At 73.2% G+C, this 26,743-nt stretch carries 24 protein-coding genes and 1 pseudogene; 11 read left to right on the top strand and 14 right to left on the bottom strand.

All coding sequences use genetic code 11. The features are described from left to right. Nucleotides 1-8: 8 nt before the first annotated feature. Nucleotides 9-2,795: a phosphoenolpyruvate carboxylase gene (gene ppc, locus C8054_RS29050; protein WP_107162345.1), complete on the top strand. Its 2,787-nt coding sequence runs from the start codon at nt 9-11 to the stop codon at nt 2,793-2,795. Between the two features lie 71 nt (nt 2,796-2,866). On the opposite strand, the gene C8054_RS29045 is transcribed toward ppc, so the two are convergent. Then, the gene (locus tag C8054_RS29045; RefSeq protein WP_107162359.1) at nt 2,867-3,667 is read right to left on the bottom strand and encodes a hypothetical protein; all 801 of its coding nucleotides are present in this window, start codon (nt 3,665-3,667) and stop codon (nt 2,867-2,869) included. Between the two features lie 55 nt (nt 3,668-3,722). On the opposite strand from C8054_RS29045, the gene C8054_RS29040 reads away from it, so the two are divergent. Together C8054_RS29040 and C8054_RS29035 are read left to right on the top strand one after the other, a co-directional pair. After that, entirely contained in the window at nt 3,723-4,901 is a 1,179-nt protein-coding gene (locus C8054_RS29040; protein WP_107162344.1) for a DNA recombination protein RmuC, read from the top strand. A 148-nt stretch (nt 4,902-5,049) separates the two neighbouring features. Then, a complete protein-coding gene (locus C8054_RS29035) occupies nt 5,050-8,343 on the top strand; it encodes a S8 family serine peptidase (protein ID WP_107162343.1) in 3,294 nt (1,097 codons plus the stop codon). Between the two features lie 101 nt (nt 8,344-8,444). On the opposite strand, the gene C8054_RS29030 is transcribed toward C8054_RS29035, so the two are convergent. Beyond that, nucleotides 8,445-8,855, bottom strand: coding sequence for a hypothetical protein (locus C8054_RS29030; RefSeq protein ID WP_107162342.1), 411 nt, complete (start codon nt 8,853-8,855; stop codon nt 8,445-8,447). Nucleotides 8,856-8,893: 38 nt separating this feature from the next. Then, complete coding sequence (locus C8054_RS29025; RefSeq protein ID WP_107162341.1) at nt 8,894-9,880, bottom strand: 4-hydroxy-3-methylbut-2-enyl diphosphate reductase; 987 nt, start codon at nt 9,878-9,880, stop codon at nt 8,894-8,896. 60 nt (nt 9,881-9,940) lie between these two features. On the opposite strand from C8054_RS29025, the gene xseA reads away from it, so the two are divergent. Continuing rightward, nucleotides 9,941-11,206: an exodeoxyribonuclease VII large subunit gene (gene xseA / locus C8054_RS29020; RefSeq protein ID WP_233220230.1), complete on the top strand. Its 1,266-nt coding sequence runs from the start codon at nt 9,941-9,943 to the stop codon at nt 11,204-11,206. A 13-nt stretch (nt 11,207-11,219) separates the two neighbouring features. Continuing rightward, nucleotides 11,220-11,432 (top strand): exodeoxyribonuclease VII small subunit, encoded by a 213-nt coding sequence (locus C8054_RS29015; RefSeq protein WP_107162340.1) that lies wholly within the window; start codon nt 11,220-11,222, stop codon nt 11,430-11,432. A 75-nt stretch (nt 11,433-11,507) separates the two neighbouring features. Here C8054_RS29015 and C8054_RS29010 read toward each other — a convergent pair whose 3' ends face one another. Together C8054_RS29010 and C8054_RS29005 are read right to left on the bottom strand one after the other, a co-directional pair. Continuing rightward, complete coding sequence (locus tag C8054_RS29010; protein ID WP_107162339.1) at nt 11,508-12,350, bottom strand: hypothetical protein; 843 nt, start codon at nt 12,348-12,350, stop codon at nt 11,508-11,510. A gap of 88 nt (nt 12,351-12,438) precedes the next feature. Next, a complete protein-coding gene (locus C8054_RS29005; RefSeq protein ID WP_107162338.1) occupies nt 12,439-13,128 on the bottom strand; it encodes a DUF4245 domain-containing protein in 690 nt (229 codons plus the stop codon). 148 nt (nt 13,129-13,276) lie between these two features. Here C8054_RS29005 and glpX point away from each other — a divergent pair, with 148 nt between their 5' ends. Continuing rightward, nucleotides 13,277-14,308, top strand: coding sequence for a class II fructose-bisphosphatase (glpX, locus tag C8054_RS29000; RefSeq protein ID WP_107162337.1), 1,032 nt, complete (start codon nt 13,277-13,279; stop codon nt 14,306-14,308). Between the two features lie 26 nt (nt 14,309-14,334). Continuing rightward, a complete protein-coding gene (locus C8054_RS28995; protein WP_199199971.1) occupies nt 14,335-15,306 on the top strand; it encodes a DMT family transporter in 972 nt (323 codons plus the stop codon). A 12-nt stretch (nt 15,307-15,318) separates the two neighbouring features. On the opposite strand, the gene C8054_RS28990 is transcribed toward C8054_RS28995, so the two are convergent. Next, nucleotides 15,319-16,245 carry an NAD-dependent epimerase/dehydratase family protein gene (locus C8054_RS28990; RefSeq protein WP_107162335.1) on the bottom strand — a complete coding sequence of 309 codons (927 nt, stop codon included), beginning with the start codon at nt 16,243-16,245 and terminating at the stop codon, nt 15,319-15,321. A 138-nt stretch (nt 16,246-16,383) separates the two neighbouring features. On the opposite strand from C8054_RS28990, the gene C8054_RS28985 reads away from it, so the two are divergent. Continuing rightward, on the top strand, nt 16,384-17,070 hold the full coding sequence (locus tag C8054_RS28985; protein WP_107162334.1) for a TetR/AcrR family transcriptional regulator: 687 nt from the start codon (nt 16,384-16,386) through the stop codon (nt 17,068-17,070). 67 nt (nt 17,071-17,137) lie between these two features. Here C8054_RS28985 and C8054_RS28980 read toward each other — a convergent pair whose 3' ends face one another. From C8054_RS28980 to C8054_RS28955, 6 genes and pseudogenes are all read right to left on the bottom strand, one after another. Further along, the gene (locus C8054_RS28980) at nt 17,138-18,106 is read right to left on the bottom strand and encodes an NAD(P)/FAD-dependent oxidoreductase (protein WP_107162333.1); all 969 of its coding nucleotides are present in this window, start codon (nt 18,104-18,106) and stop codon (nt 17,138-17,140) included. A 104-nt stretch (nt 18,107-18,210) separates the two neighbouring features. Beyond that, the gene (locus tag C8054_RS28975; protein WP_107162332.1) at nt 18,211-18,870 is read right to left on the bottom strand and encodes a rhomboid family intramembrane serine protease; all 660 of its coding nucleotides are present in this window, start codon (nt 18,868-18,870) and stop codon (nt 18,211-18,213) included. Nucleotides 18,871-18,972: 102 nt separating this feature from the next. Next, nucleotides 18,973-19,680, bottom strand: coding sequence for a transglycosylase SLT domain-containing protein (locus C8054_RS28970; RefSeq protein WP_199199970.1), 708 nt, complete (start codon nt 19,678-19,680; stop codon nt 18,973-18,975). A gap of 300 nt (nt 19,681-19,980) precedes the next feature. After that, nucleotides 19,981-21,396, bottom strand: a complete 1,416-nt coding sequence (locus C8054_RS28965; protein WP_107162330.1) for a PhoH family protein — start codon at nt 21,394-21,396, stop codon at nt 19,981-19,983. A 567-nt stretch (nt 21,397-21,963) separates the two neighbouring features. Then, a pseudogene (locus C8054_RS33300) lies at nt 21,964-22,158 on the bottom strand (hypothetical protein); the annotation flags it as partial. Nucleotides 22,159-22,180: 22 nt separating this feature from the next. Then, nucleotides 22,181-22,522, bottom strand: a complete 342-nt coding sequence (locus C8054_RS28955; protein ID WP_107162328.1) for a hypothetical protein — start codon at nt 22,520-22,522, stop codon at nt 22,181-22,183. Between the two features lie 264 nt (nt 22,523-22,786). On the opposite strand from C8054_RS28955, the gene C8054_RS28950 reads away from it, so the two are divergent. The 3 genes from C8054_RS28950 (at nt 22,787) to otsB (ending at nt 24,641) form a co-directional block, all read left to right on the top strand. Then, complete coding sequence (locus tag C8054_RS28950) at nt 22,787-23,227, top strand: XRE family transcriptional regulator (protein ID WP_107162327.1); 441 nt, start codon at nt 22,787-22,789, stop codon at nt 23,225-23,227. 162 nt (nt 23,228-23,389) lie between these two features. Next, nucleotides 23,390-23,743 carry a hypothetical protein gene (locus C8054_RS28945; RefSeq protein WP_107162326.1) on the top strand — a complete coding sequence of 118 codons (354 nt, stop codon included), beginning with the start codon at nt 23,390-23,392 and terminating at the stop codon, nt 23,741-23,743. Between the two features lie 70 nt (nt 23,744-23,813). Further along, a complete protein-coding gene (otsB, locus tag C8054_RS28940; RefSeq protein WP_107162325.1) occupies nt 23,814-24,641 on the top strand; it encodes a trehalose-phosphatase in 828 nt (275 codons plus the stop codon). 52 nt (nt 24,642-24,693) lie between these two features. On the opposite strand, the gene C8054_RS28935 is transcribed toward otsB, so the two are convergent. Beyond that, entirely contained in the window at nt 24,694-25,464 is a 771-nt protein-coding gene (locus tag C8054_RS28935) for an isoprenyl transferase (protein WP_107162324.1), read from the bottom strand. Between the two features lie 83 nt (nt 25,465-25,547). Further along, nucleotides 25,548-26,669, bottom strand: coding sequence for a geranylgeranyl reductase family protein (locus tag C8054_RS28930; protein ID WP_107162357.1), 1,122 nt, complete (start codon nt 26,667-26,669; stop codon nt 25,548-25,550). Nucleotides 26,670-26,743 lie beyond the last annotated feature (74 nt).

The following is a 26,743-nucleotide window of genomic DNA, read 5'->3' as shown; positions in this document are numbered from 1 at the left end:
GCGCACCCGTGACCGACCAGCACGACCACGACGGCCCCGACGCCGCTCTCCGGGCCGACATCCGCCGCCTCGGCACGTTGCTCGGGCAGACCGTGGCCCGCCAGGAGGGCCGCCCGCTGCTCGACCTGGTCGAGGAGATCCGCGCCCAGGTCCGCTCCGACGCGCCGGCCGCCGCGCAACGCCTCGCCGGGCTCGACGTCACCACCGGCACGAAGCTGGCCCGTGCCTTCTCCACCTACTTCCACCTGGCGAACATCACCGAGCAGGTGCACCGCGCCCGCGACCTGCGCCGGCGCCGCGCCACCCACGGCGGCTGGCTGGACCAGGCGGCCAAGATGATCGCCGAGCGTGGCGTGCCGGCCGAGGAGATCGCCGCCGCGGCCCGCCGACTCGCCGTCCGCCCGGTGTTCACCGCGCACCCCACCGAGGCGGCCCGCCGGTCCATCCTGTCCAAGCTGCGCGCGGTCGCCGACGAGCTGGACGCCGAGACCGCCAACGCCATCCTCTACGGAGCCAGCGACGAGGGCCCGGCCAACCGCCGCCTCGCCGAGCTGCTCGACCTGATGTGGCAGACCGACGAGCTGCGGCTGGACCGGCCGGACCCGACCGACGAGGCCCGCAACGCCATCTACTACCTGCGCGACCTGCACGCCGAGGCCGCCCCGCAGGTCCTCGACGACCTCGCCGACACGCTGCGCACGCTCGGTGTGGAGACGTCGCCGACGGCCCGCCCGCTGACGTTCGGCACCTGGATCGGCGGCGACCGCGACGGCAACCCGTTCGTCACCCCGACGGTCACCCGCGAGGTGCTGCGCATCCAGCACGAGCACGGCATCGAGGCCACCGAGAAGGCGATGGACGAGCTGATCAGCGAGGTCAGCGTCTCCCGCCGGCTGCGCGCGGTCTCGCTCGACCTCTCCGCCAGCCTGGCGAAGGACCTGGACGCGCTGCCCGAGGTGGCGCCCCGGTTCCGCCGGGTCAACGCCGAGGAGCCCTACCGCCTCAAGGCCCGCTGCGTGAAGGCGAAGCTGGCCAACACCCGGGAGCGGCTGCGCGCCGGCACCGGCCACGTGCCGGGCCGCGACTACCGGGGCGCGACCGAGCTGATCGCCGACCTGGAGCTGCTGCGCGCCTCGCTGGCCCGCAACTCCGGCCAGCTCACCGCCGTGGGGCGGCTGGCCTCCACCATCCGTACGGTCTCCGCGTTCGGGCTGCACCTGGCCACCATGGACATCCGGGAGCACGCGGAGAAGCACCACGAGGTGCTGGCGCAGCTCTACGAGACGGTCGGCGAGGTCTCCGACTACCCGTCGCTGACCCGGCTGGAGCGCACCAAGCTGCTCGCCGACGAGCTGACCGGTCGCCGGCCGCTCTCCACCCAGGACAGCCCGCTCACCGAGTCGGCCCGCAAGACGTTCGACGTGTTCTCCGCGATCCGCGAGGCACAGGACCGGTTCGGTCCCGAGGTCATCGAGTCGTACATCATCTCCATGACGCTGGGCGTGGACGACGTGCTCGCCGCGGTGGTGCTGGCCCGCGAGGCCGGCCTGGTCGACGTGCAGACCGGGCGGGCCCGGATCGGCATCGTGCCGCTGCTGGAGACGCCGGCCGAGCTGAACACCGGCGGCGAACTGCTCGACGAGCTGCTGTCGCTGCCGGCCTACCGGGCGCTGGTGGCGGCCCGGGGCGACGTGCAGGAAGTGATGCTGGGCTACTCCGACTCCAACAAGGAGGCGGGCATCACCACCAGCCAGTGGTCCATCCACCGGGCCCAGCGCGCGCTGCGGGACGTGGCCGCCCGACACGGCGTACACCTGCGGTTGTTCCACGGTCGGGGCGGCACTGTCGGTCGGGGCGGCGGCCCCACCCACGAGGCGATCCTGGCCCAGCCTTACGGCACGCTGGACGGCGCGATCAAGGTGACCGAGCAGGGTGAGGTCATCTCCGACAAGTACACGCTGCCGGCGCTGGCCCGGGAGAACCTGGAGCTGACCGTGGCGGCCGTGCTCCAGGCCACGCTGCTGCACACCGCGCCCCGGCAGCCGGCCGAGATGCTGGAGCGCTGGGACGCGGCGATGGACGTGGTGTCGGACTCGGCGTTCCGGTCGTACCGCTCCCTGGTCGAGGACCCGGACCTGCCGGCCTACTTCTGGGCGTCCACGCCGACCGAGCTGCTCGGCGCGTTGAACATCGGCTCCCGCCCGGCGAAGCGCCCGAACACCGGCGCGGGCCTGTCCGGCCTGCGCGCCATCCCGTGGGTGTTCGGCTGGACGCAGACCCGGCAGATCGTGCCGGGCTGGTTCGGCGTGGGTTCCGGGCTGGCCGCAGCACGGGAGGCGGGGCTGGCCGACGTGCTCGCCGAGATGAACCGGAACTGGCACTTCTTCCGCACGTTCCTGTCGAACGTCGAGATGATGCTGACCAAGACCGACCTGAGCATCGCCCGCCGCTACGTGGAGACGCTGGTCCCGAAGAAGCTGCACCCGATCTTCGCCACGATCGAGGAGGAGTACGAGCTGACCAAGCGGGAGGTGCTGGCGGTCACCGGCTCGCCGGCCCTGCTGGAGAACTCGCCGGTGCTCCAGCGCACACTCGCGGTGCGGGACACCTACCTGGAGCCGCTGCACCACCTCCAGGTGGCGCTGCTGCGGCAGTACCGCGAGTCCGGCGCCGCCGGGCGGGCGGTGGCGACCGCGCCGGGCGGCCGGCGCGCCCCGAGCGACGGCACGGCGCTGGAGCGGGCGCTGCTGACCACCGTCAACGGCATCGCCGCCGGCATGCGCAACACCGGCTGAGGTGTAAGGAGGGGCCCCCGCTTAACGCATTCTGCATAGGCGGGGGCCCCTGTTAACGCCAGCGGCGCGGGCTACCAGTCGCCGCCGCCGAAGTCGCCGCCACCAAAGTCGCCGCCGCCGAAGTCGCCCTGACCGCCGGCGTAGTCGCCCTGACCGCCGAAGTCGTTGTCCCCGAAGTCGCCGCCGCCCGGGTCGCCGTAGTCCTGGCCGTCGCCGAAGCCGTCCTGGAAGCCCTCCTGGTAGCCGGACTCGTAGCCGTAGCCGGGGTCGGCGAACGCGGGCGAGAAGAGCGCGTCCGCGATCAGCATGCCGCCGAGCACCCCGGCGCCCGCGCCCAGCGCGGTCTTCCACCACGGCGTGGAATACCAGCCGGCCGGCACCGGCCGGCCCTGCATGTGGCCGCCCGGGTAGTAGTAGGGCGTGTGGCTGCCCGGCTGCGGGCCGGCGCGGAACGTCTGGCCCTGCACGTTGACCTCACGCTCCTTGGTGAGCTGGCCGACCCCGCGGGCGGCGGCCAGCGGCGGCAGCTCCGGGCCCGGGTCGATGCCCATCGCCGTACGCGCCGCCCGGATGTACGCCAGCCCCTCCAGCGCGGTCTCCCGGGCCAACGCGAACTGGTGCGGCGTACGCGCCTGTTCGAGCTGCGAGCCGGCGGCGTTGTAGCGCTCACCGGCGTCGGCCAGCGCCTGCCGGACCGCCGGCGCGTCGCCGTGCAGGTTCATCAGCTGGCCGCCGAGCCGCTCGTACCAGCGCTGCGCCTCGGCCCGCGCGTCGGCCATCTCGTTGGCCCGCCGGGACCTGCTCCCCCACCGCCAGAACACGAACGCACCTCCGAGCATCAGGACCAGGAACAGCCACAGGGCACCTTCCATGACCTCGAACGTACCCAGCTCGCGCACGTCGTACCCGTTTGGCAAGCTCTCCGGCATGAGCTTCTCGACGCTGGCCGTGGTGGTGCTCTGCCTCGCCGCCGGCGGCGCGGTGGGCTGGCTCGCGGCGCGGGCCCGGTCGGCGGCCGAGGTGGCCCGGCTGGAGGCGACGCTGGCGGCCACCCGGGAGGGTGAGGGGCGGCTGGAGCAGTCGATGCGCGCGCTCAGCTACGAGGCGACCGCGCAGTCGCAGGAGGCGGTGGCGCGGGCGGTCGCGCCGCTGCACGACTCGCTGCGCCGCTACGAGCAACGCGTCGCCGAGCTGGAGCACGACCGGGTCGACGCCTACGCCGAGCTGCGCGAGCAGGTGCGCGCGATGAGCACGGTCTCCGGTGAGCTGCGCACCGAGACCAAGCAGCTCGTCGCCGCGCTGCGCGCGCCGCAGGTGCGGGGGCGCTGGGGCGAGCACCAGCTCCGGCGGATCGTCGAGGCGGCCGGCATGCTGGAGCACTGCGACTTCAGCGAGCAGGTCACCGCCGCCACCGAGCACCAGGGGGTCCGTCCCGACCTGGTGGTGCGGCTGCACGGCGGGCGCACGGTGGTGGTCGACGCCAAGGCGCCGTTCGACGCCTACCTGACCGCGATGGAAGCGCGCGACGAACGCGGGCGGGACACCCAGCTCGACGCGCACGCGCGACACCTGCGGGCACACGTGGACAGCCTGGCCGCCAAGTCCTACTGGACGGCGTTCGACCAGACACCGGAGTTCGTGGTGCTGTTCGTGCCGGCCGACCCGTTCCTGGACGTGGCGTTGCAGCGTGATCCCTCGCTGCTGGAGCACGCGTTCACCCGCAACGTGGTGCTGGCCACGCCGGCCACGCTGGTGGCGCTGCTGCGGACGGTCGCCTACTCCTGGCGGCAGGAGGCGTTGGCGCGCAACGCGGCCACCGTCCACTCGCTGGCCCGTGAGCTGTACGGGCGGCTGTCCACGCTGGGCGACCACGTCGGCAAGCTGGGCAGCTCGCTGGGCGGGGCGGTGACGGCGTACAACCGGGCGGTCGGTTCGCTGGAGGCCCGGGTGCTGGTCAGCGCACGCAAGCTGGCCGAGCTGGGCGTCTCGGGCGACGAGCTGGCCGCCCCGGCGCAGGTCGAGCTGGCGCCCCGGCAGCCGCAGGCGCCGGAGTTGCTGAACGGCCCGTCCACATCGGCCGAACGGTCGGCAGGCATCGACGTCTAACACGGTCGGCATGACGATGACGGCCGATCCTTGTCACGGAGTGGTCACAAAGCCAACCTCGGTAGTGACACGACTCGACACGCCACGAAGGATCTGCGTCACACGCGCCCTGTCCCCTGAAGGGCCCTGTTCTCTGGAGGAAGAGAACGTGAGTCAACCCCGCAATCGGAGCCGGCGCCCCTCCGCCGCGCTCTTCGCCTCGGTCCTCGCGGCCGGGGCCATGACCGTCGGGGGTGGCGCCGCGACCGCGAGCGCGGCCCCCGCCGCCCCCCGACCCTCGCAGCCGACCGCCGCGAAGGCCCTGGGCGCCCACGACGCCAAGCTGCTCGACGCGGCCGAGGCGAAGCACGCGCCGACCGTCACGATGATCATCGCGGCGAAGAAGGGCTCGGCCAAGAAGGTCGTCGACGGGCTCAAGGGCCTCGGCGCCACCGTGAGCCAGCGGTACGACCAGGTCGGCTACGTGCTGGCCAAGGTCCCCACCGCCAAGGCGCTCAAGGCCGCCACGCTGCCCGGCGTCGCCGCCGCCGACCTCGACGAGACCATCACGCTCCCCGACCCGACGCCGGAGGCCGCGCCGAACGGCGCCAAGGCCGCCGAGCAGGGTGAGACGCTGGCCGGACCCGGCGGGGACACCGGCGCGGTCAACCCGTACATGCCGACCAACGAGACCGGCGCGGAGGCGTTCAAGGCCGCCCACCCGGAGTGGGACGGCCGCGGCGTCACCATCGGCATCATGGACTCGGGCGTCGACCTGAACCAGCCGGCCCTCCAGCAGACCACCACCGGCGAGCGCAAGATCGTCGACTGGGTCACCGCGACCGACCCGCTCGAGGACGCGTCCTGGCGCCCGATGACCACCGAGGTCACCGGTCCGACGTTCAGCAACTCGCTGGGCACCTGGACGGCGCCGGCCGGCACCTACAAGTTCAACGTGTTCCGCGAGAACATCACCGCCGGCAGCGACGCGCGGGGCGACGTCAACCGGGACGGGGACACCACCGACGCCTGGGGCATCCTCTACAACCCGGCCAACGGTGACATCCGCGTCGACGTGAACCAGAACAACGACTTCACCGACGACGCGGTGATGCGGCCGTACAAGGAGAAGTTCCAGGTCGGCCAGTTCGGCACCGACAACCCGGCCACCGACGTGCGGGAGCAGATTCCGTTCGTGGTCGAGTACCGGCGCAACGTCGACACCACCCCGGTCGGCGGTCCCGGCCTGGTCGACTACGTCAACATCGGCATCGTCGAGAGCACCCACGGCACGCACGTCGCCGGCATCACCGCCGCGAACGACATGCTGGGCAACAGCGCCTTCGACGGCGCCGCCCCGGGTGCCAAGCTGGTCTCCGCCCGGGCCTGCTCCTGGGGCGGCGGCTGCACCGCCGCGGCGCTCACCACCGGCATGGTCGACCTGGTGGTCAACCGCCGGGTCGACGTGGTGAACATGTCGATCGGCGGCCTGCCGGCGCTGAACGACGGGGCGAACGCCCGCGCCGTGCTCTACAACGACCTGATCAACACCTACGGTGTGCAGCTGTTCATCTCGGCCGGCAACTCCGGCCCGGGCCTGAACACCGTCGGCGACCCGTCGGTCGCCACCGACGTGGTCAGCGTCGCGGCGAACGTCAGCAAGGACACCTGGCTGGCCAACTACGGCTCGGTGGTCCGCAAGGACAACTGGCTGTTCAACTTCTCCTCCCGCGGCCCGCGTGAGGACGGCGGTTTCAAGCCGAACATCACCGCCCCCGGCTCGGCCATCTCCACCGCGCCGACCTGGCAGGCCGGCGGCCCGGTGCCGGAGGCGGGCTACCCGCTGCCCCCGGGCTACCAGATGCTGAACGGCACCTCGATGGCTTCCCCGCAGGCCACCGGCGCCGCCGCGCTGCTGCTGTCGGCCGCGAAGGCGACCGGCACCGGCGTCACCCCGGCCGCGCTGCGCCGGGCCGTCTACACGTCGGCCAAGCCGATCGCGGGCGTCCCGACGTACGCCCAGGGCTACGGCATGGTGAACGTGCCCGACGCGTGGGGCCTGCTCGCCCAGGGCGTGCAGACCCGCACCTACACCTCCGAGGCCGCGGTCTGCACCGAGCTGTCGCCGAACCTGACCCGCTACGACCGGGCCTCCGGCACGTTCGTGCCGAACCCGAACGTGGGCACCGGCGTCTACAACCGCTGCGCCGCCGACCGGGGCGGGCAGAAGGCCAAGGAGAGCCGCTACTACGAGGTCAAGCTGACCCGCACCAGCGGCCCGAACCGGGGCGTCAAGCACCTGGTCGACTTCCGCGGCAACGACGGCACCTGGACCGCCCCCAAGGAGGTCTGGCTGCCGCTGAACTCGACCGTCACCGTCAAGGTGAAGGCCAAGCCGATGACCGTCGGCGCGCACGGCGCGATCATGACCGTCGACGACCCGGCCACCTCGGTGGTCGACTTCGAGGTCGCCACCGTCGTGGTCGCCTCGAACGCGGTGACCGGCCCGGCGTACTCGTTCTCGGCCAACGGCTCGGTCGAGCGGAACAGCTTCACGTCGTACTTCGTGACGGTGCCGCAGGGCGCGGGCGCGCTCCAGGTCAACCTGTCCGGCATCGCGACCGGCTCGCAGACCCGGTTCATCGCCATCAACCCGTACGGCGTGCCGGTCGAGAGCACCGCGAGCACCGCCTGCTACACCAACTTCTCCGACGCTGCCGCCTGCAAGCCGCAGGAGCGCGACTACCAGAACCCGATCCCGGGTGTCTGGGAGATCGAGGTGGAGTCGCGGCGTACGTCGCCGGCGCTGGACAACCCGTTCACGCTCCAGGCGCGGGTGCAGGGCGTGCAGGTGGAGCCCGCCGTGGTCGAACTGCCGTCGGTGACCGCCGGCACGCCGGCCCCGGTGAGCTGGAACCTGACCAACACGTTCGGCCCGGTCCAGGTGACCGGCGTCGGTGGCCCGCTGTCCAGCGTGCGCGCCGAGCGGCCGACCATCACCGAGGGCGCGACCCAGGAGTACACGGTGGACATCCCGGCCGGGACCACCTCGTTCTCCGCCCGGATCGGCAACACCGCCGACCTCGGCGCCGACCTGGACCTGTACATCTTCCGGGGCACCACCGAGGTGGGCCGATCCGCCGACGGCGACTCGGAGGAGGCCGTCACGCTGACCAACCCGGTGGCCGCCACCTACCGGGTGGTCATCGAGGGCTACGCGGTCGCCGCGGGCGGCACGGCGTACGACTACCGTGACTCGTTCGCGTCCCCGGCGCTGGGCTCGCTCTCCGCGCCGGCCACGCCGCTGTCCCTGGCCAACGGCGCCACCGCCACCCTCACCGGTGCGGTGACCGCGCTCGCCACCCCGGCCGCCGGCCGGGAGCTGTTCGGTGACATGGCCGTCACCACCACCGAGGGCGCGGTCGTCGGCCGCGGTTCGGTGCAGATCCACGCGGTCAACTAGCCGCTGGTACGACGGAGCCCCGTCCCCCGGTCCGGGGGGCGGGGCTCCTGCGTGCCTCCGATGGCCCGGCCCCGAACGGGTCGCCGTGGGCCCGGAACGTGTCAGGCGGGGCGGGCCGACTCGACGACGAACGGGGTGCCCTGCTGGCAGGTGGTCATCATGCCCGGCTCGGGACGGCCGGTGACCTCCACCTTGGCACCGGCCTTGAGCAGGTCGCGCGGGCCGCCGACCAGCAGGTGGTCGTCGAGCAGCAGGCAGTTCGGCTCGACACCGGCGCGGATGGTGCCGCTGAGGGTGGTGCCGCCGACGCCGGGCGGCGTGGACGGGCCGCCCTTCCAGGTCGGGTTCGGGCGGCTGGGGCTCGCGCTGAGGGCGGGGTCGGGCTGGCTGGTCACCGGGGCGGCTCCCGTCGGGCTCGGGCTGGGGCTGGCGGGCTCGTCGCCCGGGCCGGCGCAGGCGGTCAGCGCGGCACCGGCGATCAGGGCTACGAGCACCGTCCGAGGAGTCTTCATGGTCGGTTGGACGCGTCGGGCGCCGGATCCGTTCCCGGTCAGCCGCGCGCCGCGGCGGCCTTCATGTCGCGCTTGAGCTCCTGCGGCAGCGAGAAGGTCAGCCGCTCGTCGGCGGTGGTGATCTCCTCGACGTCGGCGAAGCCCCGCTCGGCCAGGTACGCGAGCACGTCCTGGACCAGGTCGTCCGGCACGCTCGCGCCGGAGGTCAGCCCCACGGTGCGGGCCCCGGTCAGCCAGGCGTCGTCGATCTCGTGGGCGAAGTCGACCAGGTGCCCGGCGCGGGCGCCGGCGTCGAGCGCGACCTCGACCAGGCGGACCGAGTTCGAGGAGTTGCGCGAGCCGACCACGATCACCACGTCGCACTCGGGGGCGATCTCCTTGACCACGTGCTGGCGGTTGGAGGTGGCGTAGCAGATGTCGTCGCTGGGCGGCGACTGGAGCAACGGCAGGCGCTGCTTGAGTCGGGCCACGGTCTCCAGCGTCTCGTCGACCGAGAGCGTGGTCTGGGAGAGCCAGACCACTTTCTCCGGGTCACGCACGGTGATCTGGTCGACGCTGTCCGGCCCGTCGACGAGCTGGATGTGGGCGGGGGCCTCACCGGCGGTGCCGATGACCTCCTCGTGCCCCTCGTGACCGATGAGCAGGATGTCGTAGTCCTGCTGGGCGAACCGCCGGGCCTCGTGGTGCACCTTGGTGACCAGCGGGCAGGTGGCGTCGATCGCCTTCAGCGAGCGCTCCCTGGCCTGCTCGTAGACCTCGGGGGCGACACCGTGGGCGGAGAAGATGACGGTGGCGCCCTCCGGCACCTCCTCGTTCTCCTCCACGAAGATCGCGCCCTGGGCCTCCAGCGTGCGCACCACGTGCTTGTTGTGCACGATCTGCTTGCGGACGTAGATCGGCGCGCCGTAGAGCTTCAACGCCTCCTCGACGGTCTGCACCGCCCGGTCCACGCCCGCGCAGTAGCCGCGGGGCTTGGCCAGGAGCACGCGCTTGCCGGTCCGGGGAGTCGTCTCAGCGTCAGTCACCCGACCATGGTACGTGCGCCCGCCGCGCCCTCGCCCGGCCTGTCGGCCCCGGGCCGTAGGGTGGGCGGGGTGAGCGCGGGTGAGGTGGGTCGGGGCACACCCCCGGAGCGGAGCACGCCCCCGGAGCGGAGCACGTCCGAGGAGCCGTGGCCGGTCCGGGTGGTCAGCCAGAAGGTCGGCGCCTGGATCGCCCGGCTCGGCTGGGTCTGGGTCGACGGCCAGGTGGCGCAGATCAGCCGCCGGCCCGGCGCCGCCACCGTGTTCCTCACCCTGCGTGACCCGTCGGCCGACCTCAGCCTGACCGTCACCACCAACCGCGACGTGCTCGACGCGGGCGCGCCGGAGCTGCGCGAGGGTGCCCGGGTGGTGCTGCACGCCAAGCCCGAGTTCTACGCCGCGCGGGGCACGCTGAGCCTGCGCGCCGACGAGATCCGCCAGGTCGGCCTCGGCGAGCTGCTGGCCCGGCTGGAGAAGCTCAAGAAGCTGCTGGCGGCCGAGGGGCTGTTCGACAGGTCCCGCAAGCGGCGGCTCCCGTTCCTGCCCGGCCGGGTCGGCCTGATCACCGGGCGGGCCTCGGCGGCCGAGCGCGACGTGCTGACCAACGCCCGCCGCCGCTGGCCGGCGGTCGACTTCCGCACCGTCAACGTGGCGGTGCAGGGGTCCGCCGCGGTGCCCGACATCGTCGGCGCGCTCAAGGTGCTCGACGCCGACCCGACTGTCGACGTGATCGTCATCGCGCGGGGCGGCGGCGGCATCGAGGACCTGCTGCCCTTCTCCGACGAGGCGCTGTGCCGGGCGGTCTTCGCCTGCCGCACGCCGGTGGTCAGCGCGATCGGCCACGAGACCGACGCGCCGCTGCTCGACTACGTCGCCGACGTCCGGGCCTCCACGCCCACCGACGCGGCGAAACGGATCGTGCCCGACCTGACCGAGGAGGTCCGCCTCATCGGCCAGGCCCGGTCCCGGCTGGAGCGGGCCGTACGCCATCTCGTCGACCGTGAGCAGCACCGGGTCGACCTGCTCCGCTCCCGCCCGGTGCTGGCCCGACCGCAGGTGATGGTCGACCAGCGGGCCGTCGAGGTCACCGCGCTGCGGGACCGCGCCGGCCGGTGCCTGACGCACCGGCTGGGCGCCGCCGACGACGACCTGCGGCACACGCTGGCCCGGCTGCGGGCGCTCTCCCCGGCGGCGACGCTCGACCGCGGCTACGCCATCGTCCAGCGCGCCGACGGCCACGTGGTCCGCGCGGCGTCCGAGGTGGCCAAGGGCGATCCACTGCGGGTACGCCTCGCCGAGGGCGAGCTGACCGCCACCGTCGACGGCTGATGAGATGGGACCGATGACTGAGAAGACCAAGGACGAGCAGCTCAGCTACGAGCAGGCGCGCGCCGAGCTGGCCTCGGTGGTGGAACGGCTGGAGGCGGGCGGCACCTCGCTGGAGGAGTCGCTGTCCCTGTGGGAGCGCGGCGAGCAGCTCGCCGGTGTCTGCCAGCACTGGCTGGACGGCGCGCGGGCCCGCATCGACGCCGCCCGGCAGCGCGCCGGGGAGTGAGCCCCGGAAGCGGTACGCCGCAGCGGCGTCGGGATGCCACTGCGGCGTACCGGCGACGAGCCGGACGACCTCCGGTCAGTTGAACAGGTTGTACAGCTCCGGCGGCGCCTCGACGACCTGGTCGGCCGGGGGCTTCTGGGCCGCGGCGGCGGTGCCGTAGTCACTGTAGGTGATCTTGACGTCCTGCGCGGCGCTCTGGCCGGCGGCCGGGATCTTGAGCACCAGCTCGCTGAGCCGGCCCTGCGGGTCGACCTTGGCGGTGAACGGCACCGACTGGGCCTGCGCCCCGAGCGCGGTGATCACGGCCGGGTCGAGCGAGCCCGCCTCGGCGGCCTTCGACACGTCGACGGTGCCCTCGTACGCGCCGTCGCCGCTCTGCCGTACGTCGGTGATGCCCTGGGTGAGCACGGCGCTGCCGGCCGGGTCGATCTTCTCGAAGTCGAAGCCCAGCGCCCGGTTGCCCTTGATCCGGCTCTGGTCGAGGTGCTGGTACTTGCCGGTGTTGAGGTTCTTCACGCCGGGGATCTGGGTGGCGGCGGTGCCGCCCAGCTCCAGCTTGACCCAGCTGTCCGGCTTGGCGTGGATGAGGTCCAGCTTCATCATCAGGTCCGACGACGGGTCACCGATCGTCATCCGCATCTCGGCGCTCTGGCTTGGCTGATGCACCTGTCCCTCGGCGGTGGAACCGGCACCGGTCATGGCGAACCGGAAGTTGCCCTCCCGGATCGCGTTGGTGGAGTCGAGCAGCGCCTGCTTGGCCGCGCTGCCGGACGCCGTGGCGCTGGGGGCGACGCTGGCGGAGGCACCGGCGCTCGGGGTCGCGGAGGCGTCGGACGTGCCGTTGCTGTTGCAGGCCGCCAGGCCGGGAATGAGCAGCGCCGCGGCGAACGCGGTGGCGCTGAAGCGTCGTATCTTCACGTCAACCTCTCCAGGTGGTCGTCCGGGATCGTGTCCCTTCTGTTCCCTGAAGCGGCGTTCGGCAATCCCGGTCACCCGACCGGGGACGTCAGCGCAGCGAGGTGGCGAGTCGGCGCAGCTCCGTCTCCCCCGCGTCACCGACCACGATCACCGTGCGGTTCGGTTCCAGCAGGACGAGCGCCTGCTCGTTGCCGCGGGCGGTGTACCGCTGCCAGCTCAGCCCGTCCGGCAGGTCGGCCGGTCCCTGCGGCTGGCCGTCGCTCAGCTCGGCCGGCAGCAGCTTCTCCGCCGGGACGTTGCTCTCCACGAGCTGCGCGCCCCGGCCCTCCGGGGTCAGGTACCCGATGCGCAGCGTCGCGCCGTCCGTCTCGGTCCGGAAGCGGGCGTTCACCGTACGCCAGTCGTCGCCCAGCCCGGTCGGCGTGGCGACCGGGAAGGCGCCTGCCGCGCGGGCCTGCTCCAGCACGGGCGCCGGGTCGACGGTGACCGGCGAGTCGCCGCCGAGAAAGCCCCGGTAGAACGCGATCAGCAGCGCGATCGGCACCAGCAGGATCAGCAGCGACAGCACCATGTCCTTCGGGGACCGCTCGGAGCGGGCCTTCTCCTTCCCCGGGGGCGGGGCGGGACGCTCACCAGCGTCGGCGAGCGGCGCGGACGCCGACGACTCGACGAGCGCGGGCGTCCCGTCCGGCGGGGTGGCGCCGGGCCGCACCGGCGGCTGGCCGTCGGGCGGCGTGGCGTCGGACGGTACGCGGTCGGCAGGCTGTGCGGGTTCCACCCGGCCATTGTCGCAGCCCGACGGGGAAGGTGATCCTGGCCTCCTCCGCCCCGCCGGGGCGGCGAACCTGAGATCGTGTGAGGATCAGCGACAAAACCGGCGGCACCCCCGCCGGTCCACCCCGCAACGTCGCGAGGAGGAGGCCGCCATGACAACCACCGGTACGCGGACGCCCCAGGATCTCGACCGCAATCTCGCCCTCGATCTGGTCCGGGTCACCGAGGCCGCGGCCATGGCCGCCGGCCGTTGGGTCGGCCGGGGCGACAAGGAGGGCGGTGACGGCGCCGCCGTCGACGCCATGCGCAAGCTGATCAACTCGATCCCGATGCGGGGCGTCGTGGTGATCGGCGAGGGCGAGAAGGACAACGCCCCGATGCTCTTCAACGGCGAGGAGGTCGGCGACGGGACCGGTCCCGAGGTCGACGTGGCGGTCGACCCGATCGACGGCACCACACTGATGAGCAAGGGCATGCCGAACGCGCTCGCGGTGCTGGCGGTGGCCGAGCGCGGCGCGATGTTCGACCCGAGCGCGGTCTTCTACATGGAGAAGCTGGCGGTCGGCCCGATGTACGCCGACGTGGTCGACATCAACGCCGGGGTCGCCGAGAACATCCGCCGGATCGCGAAGGTCAAGGGCACCGACACCAGTGAGGTGACGGTCTGCGTGCTGGACCGGTCGCGCCACGACGACCTGGTGAAGCAGATCCGGCGCTCCGGCGCCGGCATCCGGCTCATCTCCGACGGCGACATCGCCGGCGCCATCGCGGCGGCGCGCGGCGAGTCGGACGTCGACGTGCTGATGGGCATCGGCGGCACTCCCGAGGGCATCACCGCGGCCTGCGCGCTGAAGTGCATGGGCGGCATGATGCAGGCCAAGCTCTGGCCGAAGGACGACCAGGAGCGGGAGAAGGCGCTGGCCGCCGGGCACGACCTGGACCGGGTGCTGTTCACCGACGATCTGGTCACCGGCGACAACTGCTTCTTCGTGGCCACCGGTGTCACCTCCGGCGACCTGCTGCGCGGCGTGCGCTACCGGGCCGGTGGGGCGTACACCCAGTCGATCGTGATGCGCTCCAAGAGCGGCACGATCCGGGTCATCGACTCGTACCACCGGCTGGAGAAGCTGGCGCTCTACTCGGCTGTCGACTTCGACGGGCGCCCGTTGGCCGAGCAGGAGTGACCACGACCGGGACGCCGACGCCCACGCTGTCGACCGGCCGGCGGATCGCCGGGGTGGGGCTGGCCACCGGCTCCGGCGTCCTGGTGGCACTCCAGTCCCGGATCAACGGCGAGCTGGGCGTACGGCTGGCCGACGGGATCGCCGCCGCGGTGGTCTCGTTCGGCCTCGGCCTGCTGATCCTGCTGGTGCTGGTCCCCGCCACCGGAGGGGGCCGGCGCGGGCTGGCCGCGCTGCGTGGCGCGCTGCGCAGCGGCACGCTGCGGCCGTGGCAGTGCCTGGGCGGCGTGTGCGGCGCGTTCCTGGTGGCGACGCAGGGGCTGACCATCGGCGCGCTCGGCGTGGCCGTCTTCACCGTCGCGGTGGTGGCCGGGCAGTCCGGCAGCAGCCTGCTGGTGGACCGCGCCGGCATCGGCCCGACCGGCCGGCAGGCGGTCACCCCGAACCGGCTGATCGGCGCGGTGCTCACCGTGCTGGCCGTGCTGCTGGCGGTGGGCGACCGGCTGGGCGACCCGGGCGCGTTGGCGCTGGCCCTGCTGCCGCTGGCCGCCGGCGTGGGCATCGCCTGGCAGCAGGCGGTGAACGGCCGGGTCCGCGCGGCGGCGGACAGCGCGGTGACCGCCACGCTCGTCAACTTCGCGGTCGGCACGGTGGCGCTGCTCGCCACGTTCGCGGTGGAGGTGGCGGTGCGGGGTCGGCCGACCGGCCGCTTCCCCAGCGAGCCGTGGCTCTATGTCGGCGGCCCGATCGGCATCGTGTTCATCGCGCTGGCCGCCGCACTGGTCCGGTTCACCGGGGTGCTGCTGCTCGGCCTGGCCACCATCGCCGGGCAGATCGTCGGCGCGGTGCTGCTGGACGTGCTCCTGCCCACCGCCGCCTCACACCCCGGCCTCAACACCTTCCTGGGCGCCGCCCTGACCCTCGCGGCCGTCCTCATCGCCGCCGGGGGTAAGGCGGGGCCCCCGGTTAACGCCTCCGGTAGAGGCGGGGGCCCCGCTTAACACCCCGTGCGGTCACGCGCGACGGTTGCGCAGGCCGGCAACCATCTCGTCGACGATCCGGTCCAGCGGGGTCGGCTCGACGCCGAGCGTGGCGGTGGCCGCGGACGAGTCCAGCACGAACGGGCCGGCGAACTGGTGTGCCGTCTCGCGCAGCTCCCGGGCGAACGGGTTGACCACGCCGGCCGCCCAGAGCACCGGGTACGGCATCCGGGTCAGTCGCGGCGCGGGCGCGCCGGCCCGGGCCGCCGTCCGCCGGGCCAGCTCCCGCATGGTGGCCGCCGGCGGGCTGGGCACGTGCCAGGCCCGGCCCCAGGCCCGCGCGTCGGTCGCGGCGGCGACCAGGGTACGGGCGACGTCCGGGACGTACGTCCAGGTGTGCGGCGCGTCCCAGTCGACCGGCAGGAACACCCGCTGTCCGGCGAGCACCCGGGGCAGCACCATCATGGCCAGCGAGGTGCCGCCGAGACCGATGTAGTCGGAGCCGCGTACCTCGGTGACCCGGGCGTCACCGGCGCGGTGCGCGGCCAGGGCGTCGGCCCACATCCGGTTGCGGACCCGGCCCTTGGTGCCGGTGGCGGCGAGCGGGGTGGCCTCGGTCATCGGCGCGTCGACCGGGCCGTACCCGTAGAGGTTGCCGACGGTGGCGAGCACGGCGCCGCTGCGCCCGGCGGCGGTGAGCAGCGCGGCGGCCAGCGGCGGCCAGTCCGTGGCCCACCTGTGGTACGCCGGGTTGGCGCAGTTGTGCAGCGCGACCGCGCCCTCGGTCAGCGCGGTGAGCCGATCGGCGTCACCGGCGTCGGCGGCGATCCGTTCGACCGCCGGGTGTTCCGGGCCGGTGCCGCGCCGGGTCACCACGCGTACCCGCTCGCCGCGCTCGGCGAGCAGTCGGGCGGTGGCGGTGCCGACGGGTCCGGCGCCGACGATCACGTGCAGAGCCATGGGGTCCACCTTCTCTGAAGCAGTAGTCCAAACGGAGAGCACTGCTCTCAAAAGAGAGCATGGCTCAAGGCGAGACCGGAAGTCAAGAGCAGTGCTCTCTGTTTTGATTGCCGCTCTCGCTCGTGGCACAGTGGGCGCATGGTCGCTCCCTCGCTCCGCGCCCGGGTCCGCGCCGGGATGATCGAAGAGATCAAGGCGGTCGCCCGCCGGCACCTGGCCACCGACGGCGCGGACCTCTCGCTGCGCGCCGTCGCCCGGGACCTCGGCATGGCCTCCTCCGCGATCTACCGCTACTTCCCCAGCCGCGACGACCTGCTCACCGCGCTGATCCTGGAGGCGTACGACGCGCTCGGCGCCGCGGTGGAGACGGCCGACGCCGCCGCCGACCACGACGACCTGCGCGGTCGCTGGCTCGCCGCCAGCCGCGCGGCGCGCGCCTGGGCGCTCGCCCACCCCGCCGAGTACGCGCTGCTCTACGGCAGCCCGGTGCCCGGCTACGCGGCCCCGGACGACACGGTCGCGCCCGCCCAACGGCCCCCGATGACACTGCTCGGCATCCTGCGCGACGGGATGGCCGCCGGCCGGCTCACGCCGCCGGACGAGGAGCTGCCCGAGCCGCTGCGCGGCGACCTGAACGAACTGAGCGCACTGACCGGGGTGCCGTTGCCACCCGCGCTGATGGTCCGGGCGATGGCCGGCTGGACCCAGCTCTTCGGGCTGATCAGCTTCGAGCTGTTCGGCCGGATCAACCGGGCGCTGCCGCACCGGGACGAGTACTTCGACCACCAGATCGCCTTGACTGCCGACCTGGTCGGCCTGCCCTGACGACACCGCCGCAGGGTGTTAAGCGGGGGCCCCGCCTCTACCGCAGGCGTTAAGCAGGGGCCCCTCCTTACGTGCCGTCGGAGGAGTGGCCGGGGAAGAGGTGCGCGGTCGGGTCGATGGCGACCGCGGCGTTGTTGACCGCGGTCGCCGCCTCGCCGAAGCCGGTGGCGATGAGCCGGACCTTGCCCGGGTACTCGGTGATGTCCCCGGCCGCGAACACCCGGGGCAGGTTGGTGGCCATGGCGCTGTCGACCACGATGTGCCGCCGGTCCAGGGCCAGCCCCCACTCGGTCAGCGGTCCCAGGTCGGCGGTGAAGCCGAGCGCGGCGACCACGGTGTCCACCGGCAGCGTCTCCACCGCGCCGCCGCGTACGGTCAGCTCGGCGCCGGTGACGTGCTCCTCGCCGTACAGCCGGCTCACCTCGGCGTTGACCACCACCCGCACCGGCAGCGCCCGGACCCGCTCGACGGTGGCGGCGTGCGCGCGGAAACGGTCCCGCCGGTGCGCCAGCGTCACCGACCGGGCCAGCGGCGCGAGCGTGACCGCCCAGTCGAACGCCGAGTCGCCGCCGCCCACGATGAGCACGTGCCGGTCGGTCAGCTCGACCGGTTGCGGCACGAAGTAGACGATCCCGGCGCCGGTGAAGCTCTCCGCGACCGGCAGCGGCCGGGGCGTGAAGCTGCCCAGCCCGCCGGTCACCACCACCGCGCCGCAGCGGAGCTGCTCACCGCCGGCCAGCCCGAGCACCGGCCGGCCATCGAGGTAGGCCAGCTTCTCCGCGCGTACGCCGAGCAGGTAGTCGGGGTGGTACGGCGCGGCCTGGGCGAGCAGGTTCGCGATCAGCTCCCGGCCCTTGACGGCGGGGAAGCCGGCGACGTCGAGGATCAGCTTCTCCGGGTACATCGCGGTGACCTGACCACCCGGCTCGGGCAGCGCGTCGATCACGGCGACGGAGAGCCCCCGGAACCCGGCGTAGTAGGCGGCGAAGAGCCCGGCCGGGCCGGCCCCGATCACGGCGAGATCGACTTCGCGCATGGCGTACCGTCACTTTCGGCCAGGGATCAACCCGTGCTGCCGACGGTAGGTGGGCCGGTGACCTGGGGCAAGGACGTCCCGCCGGTCGATCGGTCGCGTCGTCGTCAGGGCAGCCGGAGCGGCGGCGACCCGAGCGGGTCCGGCGTGCCGGTGTCCGCGCGGCGGCGGAACAGGATCGCGGCGACCACGCCGCCGAGCAGCCCGAACAGGTGCCCCTGCCAGGAGATCCGCTCGTCGGTGGGGAGGATGCCCAGCAGCTGCCAGCCGTAGAGCAGGCCGACCAGCAGCACCACCGCGAAGTTCCACCAGCTCCGCTCCACCACGCCCCGGGTGAGCAGGATGCCGAGGTAGCCGAAGATCACTCCGCTCGCGCCGACCACCACCGAGCTGGGCGAGCCGGTGAACCACACGCCCAGCCCGCTGACCAGGATGATCACCGCGGTGGACCAGAGGAACCGGCGGGTGCCGGCGGCCAGCACGAACGTGCCGAGCAGGATCAGCGGGATGCTGTTGCTGTAGAGGTGGTTCCAGCCGGCGTGCAGGAACGGCGAGAAGAAGACGCCGTCCAGGCCCTGGATGCGGTGCGGGATGATGCCGGCGGTGACGTCGAGGTTGAGCCGCAGCCCGACGTCGAGCGCCTCGATGAGGAACAGCACCGGCACCACCGCGCACATGGCGACGAACGCCCGGCCGAGCGACGCGTAGAACGCGTCGGTGCCGAACCGGTGGGGGTCTCCGCCGCGAGGGCTGTCCTGCCAGGTCACCTGTCAACAGCTATCAGCAAATACGGCGGACCGCCACTCGGGCGGACAGACGACGGCGGCGGGACACCCGGATCACCGGGCCTCCCGCCGCCGTTCGGTCTGTCAGTACCAGCCCTCGCTCTGCGACTGCTGCCAGGCGCCGCACGGGGTGTCGTACCGGCCCTTGATGTAGCCGAGGCCCCAGGTGATCTGGGTGGCCGGGTTGGTCCGCCAGTCGTCGGCGACCGAGCCCATCTTGCTGCCGGGCACCGCCTGCGGGATCCCGTACGCGCCGGAGCTGCTGTTGGACGCCTTCGGGTTCCAGCCGCTCTCCTTCGTCCAGAGCTTGTCCAGACAGGGGAACTGGTCGATGCCGAAACCCTTGTCCAGCATGACCGCGCAGCCGACCTTCCGGTTGCCGCTGTACTCCGCGCAGGACGCCGGAATCGGCCCGTCGTACGGCTTGGCCTTCGCCTCGGACTCCGCCTCCGCCTTCGCCTTGGCCTCCGCCTCGGCGCGCTCCTTCTTGCGGTTCGCGGCGGCGCGCTCGGCGGCCTTGGCCCGCTCGGCGGCCTCCTTCGCCGCCGCCTTGGCCCGCAGCTTGGCCTGGTACTCGGCGGCGCGCTGCTTGGACGACTGCAGGCGATGGTCGGCCTGCCGTTCGCGCTGGTAGATGTATTCGGTCCGGTCGACCTCGAGGCCGACCTGCGCGGTCAGGCCCTGCTGCTGGGTCTGACGATCTTCGCCCAGGTAGAAACCGCCGGCGACGCCCACGGAGAGCAGCGCGACAGCGGCCGTACGGGCGCCGAACCGGCTCCAGAGCCGACTCACGAAGTTTCCCTTCGTCGGAGGCAGGGACACGGCACCACGCGTGGCCGCACGGCCGCGCCCGGGTGCCGCGAGCGCCCCGACCCACCGGTCTCCGCCGGCGCACCGACCCCCGTGGCTCCCGCCGTCCGTGGCGGAGAATGCTCGACGAGGTGCCGGGTGCGAATGGGACTCCAGGCACTGGAGTTGTCGGTGACGCTCGATGGACACCATCGCGCACGGTGAGGCGGGTGGGAAACTGCGGGAGACAAAAGTGATCTGCGCCACACTTCAAATATGGACGAAGTGGGGCATAACGACCAGTCAGCTCGGGATGTCCTCCAACAGGTCCGTGACCATCGCGGCAATCGGCGAACGCTCCGACCGGCTGAGGGTGACGTGCGCGAAGAGAGGATGGCCCTTCAGCGCCTCGATCACCGCGGTCACCCCGTCGTGCCGCCCCACCCGCAGGTTGTCCCGCTGCGCCACGTCGTGCGTGAGCACCACCCGCGAACCCTGACCGATCCGGGACAGCACGGTGAGCAGGACCCCCCGCTCCAACGACTGGGCCTCGTCGACGATGACGAACGCGTCGTGCAGGCTCCGGCCCCGGATGTGGGTCAGCGGCAGCACCTCCAGCAGGCCGCGCGAGGTGACCTCCTCCAGCACGTTCTCGTGCACCACCGCGCCCAGCGTGTCGAAGACGGCCTGCGCCCAGGGCGACATCTTCTCCGACTCCGAGCCGGGCAGGTAGCCCAGCTCCTGGCCGCCGACCGCGTACAACGGGCGGAAGACGATCACCTTCTTGTGCCGGCGGCGCTCCATCACCGCCTCCAGGCCGGCGCAGAGCGCCAGCGCCGACTTGCCGGTGCCGGCCCGGCCACCCATCGACACGATGCCGATCGACTCGTCAAGCAGCAGGTCGAGCGCGATCCGCTGCTCCGCCGAGCGCCCGTGCAGGCCGAACGCCTCCCGGTCGCCGCGGACCAGCCGAACCGTCTTGTCGGGCAGCACCCGACCCAGCGCCGAACCCCGCGACGAGTGCAGCACCAGGCCGGTGTGGCAGGGCAGGCCCGCGGCGGCGTCGACGTCGAGCGCCTCGCCCGCGTACAGCCGGCCGATCTCGTCGTCGGGAAGCTCCAGCTCGGCCATCCCGGTCCAGGTCGGGTCGCTGGCCTGGCCGTGTCGGTACTCGTCCGCGCGCAGGCCGACCGAGGCCGCCTTCACCCGCAGCGGCATGTCCTTGCTGACCAGGGTCACGTCGCGGCCCTCGGCGGCCAGGTTGAGCGCCACCGAGAGGATCCGGGCGTCGTTCGACTCGTTGCGGAAGCCGGGCGGCAGCACGCCGTCGTCGGTGTGGTTCAGCTCCACCCGCAGCGTGCCGCCGGAGTCGTTGGCGGGCACCGGACGGTCCAGCCGGCCGTGCCGCACCCGCAGCTCGTCCAGCATGCGCAGCGACTGGCGCGCGAACCAGCCCAGCTCGGGGTGGTGCCGCTTGCCCTCCAGCTCCGAGATGACCACCAGCGGCAGCACCACCTCGTGCTCGGCGAAGCGGTGGAACGCCGCGGGGTCGGAGAGGAGGACCGAGGTGTCCAGGACAAAGGCCGGGCCGGATGGTCGGGGCTCCTCGGTGCCGGCGGTGGTGGCAGCGGCGCTCCGCCGGCTGCGCGTGGTCCGGCGGGTCGTGGCGGTCGCGGCCGGGGTCGGCTCGGCTCCGGCGGGGGTACGGCGAGTGGTCACAGGCCTGCTCCGCGGATGGGCACCCGGCCACCCGAGTTCCGCCTCTTCCGGTGCCCGGCGGACACGGGGTCGGATGCGGGCCCCGTGCGCGAGGTCGCAGGTCCGGGCTGTCCGGCTGGCCCGGGAAAACCCCGTGCCATGCCTAGACGCTAATCGCCGTGGGCCCGCTCGGCTAGAGCCCTGGATGGATCACCGGTGAACACGCCGGAACCGGCCGGGATGCATGCCCCCTGCGCGCATCCCGGCCGGGGCCGGAGCCGCCGGCGTCGCGCCGCCACGACGGCGGGCGGGCACGACGCGTACCGGACGCGGGCCTCAGCCCGGCCGCCGCGCCAGCGCCCCGGTTCGGGGGCCGGCGGCGGCCGCGCCGAACGACGACCCGGTGTACGTGGTGCCGGCGCGGGCGACGGCCCCGCCGAGCTGAGCGGTCGCGGTGACCCGGACGGCCGGCGACCCGGCGCGCACGCCCGGCGCGTCGGGGCGGGCGGTGACCGCGGCGGGCACGGCGGTGCCGGCGAACGGCGCACCGGTACGCCCGACCGAGGTCACCGCCGTCGGGGCGGGCGCGGCCAGCGCCGAGGCGATGACGGCCTGCGCCTCCCGACGCCGACGGTTCCAGGCGCCCCGGTCACCGTCGAAGTAGCCCTGCCGGTAGCCGAACCGGTAGCCGATCCGGTAGCTGAGCTGGCCGTGCAGCCGGCCGGCGGCGTAGCAGGTGGAGCCGAGCACCAGGACGAGGACGACGGCGAGAAAAGGGCTCACCGGGCCACCTCCGCCGCCCGGCTCATCGCTCGTCCGCCCCGGGCAGCGGATCGACCACCAGTAACCGCTCCAGATCGGCGGTGCTGACCTCCTCGACCAACTCCACGCTGATCCGGCAGCCGTCGAGGATCACCTCGGCCACCGAGGCCCGGCGGATCTCGCCGCCGGAGTCGTAGACCCGTACGCTCAACTCGGGGCAGCCGAGGTGGGTCCGCCAGGCGTCCCACTCCTCCCGGTCGCCGACGTTGAGCGAGAGGTAGCGGCAGCCCCGGGCGAGGTAGAGGCGCCAGGGCGCGCTCAGCCCGGCCGAGACGCCGTCCGCGATCAGTCCGAAGGCCTGGGCGCGGGTCGCGAGTTCGGTCACGACACCCCCTCCGCACCGGCGGAGTGACGCATGTGAGCACTTGTCGTCTCAAGCACGTGACACAACGTAAGTTGTCTCATGGGCGTGACAGTATCAGCTTTTCGTCCGCTTGCCGCCGTAGTGGTGTCTATCTATCCTGCCCGGGTGAAACCCCTCAACAGCAGCTTTGGATCGTTGTTCGGCAGCCATCCATCGGCGTCACGTCAGCGTGACACCAGCGCGCCGAGCAACCTCGGCGCGAGCGACTGGCCGTACCGTCACGGGGTGAGCGAGACGGCCAATGCACGGAAGATCTCCTTTGCCACCTTCGTCCGCCGCGCGCTGGACGACGCCCGCGCCATGCGCGCGTGGAGTGGCACCGAGGTCTCCCGGCGCACCGGCGTCTCCCGCCAGACCATCAACCGCTGGGTGCGCGGCGACTGGGCGAGCGACCCCGAGGCCGAGCGGGTGGTCGCGTTCTGCGAGGGGCTCGGGCTCGATCCGGCCACCGCGTTCACCGCGCTCGGCTGGGACCGGACGACCGGCCCCCGCGCCGCCCCCACGCCGCCCCCGATGGACCCGGACGTCGAGGCGCTGCTGCGCCGGCTGGTCGACCCGAACGTCTCCGACGCGGAAAAGTTCCACATCCGGGAAACCATTCGTTACCTCGCATATCGTCCGACACTGCCAGCCAATGTCCGAAATAGGGGTAAACAGGCCGGCTAGTTCTCAGATGGCGAAAGAACGGAAAGACAGTCCCGATCGTTTCGCCTCGGGGCCGGATCGGACCGGCTAGCGTCCACGTTTGTACTGCTAAGGGCTCGTCGTCGGCGGGGGGACGGGACACAGCCGAACCCAGCCCTGCGGGACAGAAGGAGGGGTCTGTCCATGACCCTGAAATGGTTGGCAGTCGTGGTCGCGGTGGTGTCGGTGACATCGTGCGTGACCGGCAACGTGGTGGTCGGCGTGCTGGACGGCGGGCAGCTTCCCCTGGTCGTCAATCTCCTCGCGCTCACCACCACCGGCACGGCGGTGATCCTCGCCGTCGTGGCCGAGTTGCACGACCGGCTCAACGACCGGGTCAGCGCGCTCACCGAGTTCCTGGTGGCGCGACTCAACGAGATCGAGGCGCACACCGGCGACCGGAACACCGGCTTCGTGGAGGGGTACCTGCTCAGCCACGGGCAGGAGGCGGCCGTGGTGCCGTTCGGGCGCCGAGGACGGGGAGCCGCCGAACGCTGAACTCCCGCGTCGTCCCGACGTCACATCTCGGCCACGAATACGCCGCCCGGCGCGGGGTACGCTGTCGCGCGTGCCGCCGTTGAATCTGGGCAACCAGCAGCCGAAGACCCCGTTGGACGCCGAGCACGCCTGGCGGGCCACCGCCGCGCGTGCGGGTGACGTGGTGCTCTTCTTCGACTTCGACGGCACCCTGGCGCCGGTCGACGACGATCCCACCGCGGTCCGCCCCGCGCCGAAGGTGCTCGCCGCGCTGGAGGCGCTCGCCCCGCGCGTACGCCGGATCGCGATCGTCTCCGCGCGCCCGGTGGAGTTCCTCCGCGACCATCTCGGCGGCCTCGCCGGCGTCGACCTGTACGGGCTCTACGGCCTGGAGCACAGCCACTCGGGGGGCGAGACCGTCACCGAGCCGGCCGCGCTGCCCTGGGTGCCGACCATGGCCGAGCTGGCCGAGCAGGCCCAGGCCGAGCTGCCGCCCGGCGCGCTCGTCGAGTTCAAGCGGCTCTCCGTCGCGCTGCACTGGCGCACCGCGCCGCAGCTCGGTGACCTGGTGCAGGAGTGGGGCCGGGCCCAGGCCGAACGGCTGGGCCTGCGTTGTCAGGCCGGCCGCATGGTGCTGGAGCTGAAGCCACCCGTGGACCGGGACAAGGGCATGGTCATCGGCGAGACGGTCCGGGACGCCGGCGGGGCGTGGTATTTCGGCGACGACGTCTCCGACATCAAGGCGTTCGCCGCGCTGCGCGCCCGCGCCGCCACCGATCCCGACTTCCTCGGCGTGTGCGTGGCGGTCGCCAACCCGGAGACCGGGCACGAGGTCGCCGACGCCGCCGACCTGACGCTCGACTCCCCCGCCGCCCTGGGCGACTTCCTCACCGCCGCCCTCCCCCACCTGACCCCCTGACCCTGACCGCCTGACCCCGACCCGCCCCGCGGGACGGTGGGCGCGGGTGGGGTCAGGCGCCGTAGCGGCGTTGCCGGGTGGCGTAGGAGCGCAGGGCGCGGAGGAAGTCGACCTTGCGGAAGTCGGGCCAGTTCAGCTCGCAGAAGTAGAACTCCGAGTGCGCGCTCTGCCAGAGCATGAAGCCGGAGAGCCGCTGCTCCCCGCTGGTCCGGATGATCAGATCCGGGTCCGGCAGGCCCTTGGTGTAGAGGTGCTCGGAGATGTGGTCGACGTCGAGCGTGGTGGCCAACTCCTCGATCGTCCCGCCGTGCGACGCGTGCTCCAGCAGCAACGAGCGGACCGCGTCGGCGATCTCGCGCCGGCCGCCGTACCCGACGGCGATGTTGACCTGGGCGCCGCCGTCGCGGTCCCGGGTGCGCTCCTCGGCGGCCTTCAACGCGGCCGCGTGCTGCGCCGGCAGCACGTCGAGCGCGCCCACCATGCGCAGCCGCCAGGGATTGCCCTGCTCGGCCAACTCGGTGGTGAGATCCTCGATGATCTGGAGCAGCGGGTCCAGCTCGGCGGCCGGCCGGGAGAGGTTGTCGGTGGAGAGCAGCCAGAGCGTGACGTGCCCGACGCCGGCCGCGTCGCACCAGCGGAGCAGCTCCTTGATCCGCTCGGCGCCCATCCGGTGACCGTCGTTCGGATCGACGAAGCCCATCTCCCGGGCCCATCTGCGGTTGCCGTCGCACATCACGCCGACGTGGGCGGGCACCGGCCTGCCCGCGAGCTTCGCGGTCAGCCGGCGCTCGTACACGGAGTAGAGGAGTTTCCGCAGAGTCATCACTTGCAGGGTAGCGACCCACGGGAAAGATCAGTGCCGCGGTGGCGCATCACGGGACGGCGGGTCGCCTCCGGCCCGGCGCGTCATCCCCGGGCCCGGCGTCGGCGCGGCGTGGCGGCGGCGATCGCGCCCAGTGTGTGGGCGTCCAGGCGGCCGTCGCCGAGCCCCAGCTCCACCACCGTCCGGTAGACCCGCTCGTCCCGGCCGGCCGCGCCGACCACCGCGTCCACCACCCACTGCCGCCGGGCCAGCCAGGCCGCCGCCGAACTGTGCCAAAGATGGGTGCCGAGCCGGGCGCGCAGCGCCGCCGCGTACCGCCGGGCCGCCTCGGCGGGCGCGCCGGCCGCCGCCGCCCCGGCCAGCGCGCCGGAGCGCAACGCGTAGAAGATGCCCTCGCCGGTGAACGGGTTGATCAACGACAACGCGTCGCCGGCCAGCACCACCCGGCCCCGGCCCGGCGCCGGCCGGTGGGTGGAGAGCGGCAGGTGGTGCGCCCGCAGGTCGGTCACCGTGGCCGGGTCGGTGCCCGGCAGCAGCGCGGCCATCCGGTCCAGCAGGTGCGCGCGGGTCAGCGGCTCGCCGCGCAGCACCTCCCCGTACCCGACGTTCGCCCGACCGTCGCCGATCGGAAACACCCACGCGTACGCGGGCCAGCGCGCCGCCGAGGTCACGATGAGCTGCTCGGGTGGGCCGGGCGGCGCCGGCGCGTAGCCGCGGATGGCGAGCGCGAGGTGCCGGTCCGGGTTCACCGGGTGCCCGAGCGCCCGGCGCAGCACCGAGCCGGCGCCGTCCGCGCCGACCACCGCGCGGGCGGTCAACTCCCCGTCGAGCACCACCCGGTCGACGCCGACCTCCACCCGGCGTACGGTGTGCCGCCGCAGCTCCGCCCCCGCCCCGACCGCCGCCCGGACCAGTCGCGCGTCGAACACCCGCCGGGGCACGGTGTACGCGGGCCGGGGCAGCGCCCGGGCCACCGCGCCACCGCCGGGGCCGACCAGGCGCAGCGCCGGCAGCGGCGGATATCCGTCGACCGCCCCGGTCACGCCCAGCTCGGCGAGCACGTCCAGCGCGTGCGCGGCGATCCCGTCCCCGCACGCCTTGTCCCGCGGGAAGTCGTGCCGGTCGAGCAGCAGCACCCGCGCCGCCCCGGCCCGCCGCGCGGCGAGCGCCGCCGCCGCCCCGGCCGGACCCGCCCCCACCACCACGACGTCCCATACGTGCTCAGCGACCCGGAGGCGGCGGCCCGGGCCACCATCGTCGAGCTGGCCGAGCGGAGCGG

This window comes from Micromonospora sp. RP3T (genome assembly GCF_003027925.1).
In the GTDB taxonomy this organism is placed as follows: Bacteria; Actinomycetota; Actinomycetes; order Mycobacteriales; family Micromonosporaceae; genus Micromonospora.
The sequence above is the reverse complement of the archived record's forward strand: the minus strand, read 5'-3'. Positions and strand labels throughout refer to the sequence as shown.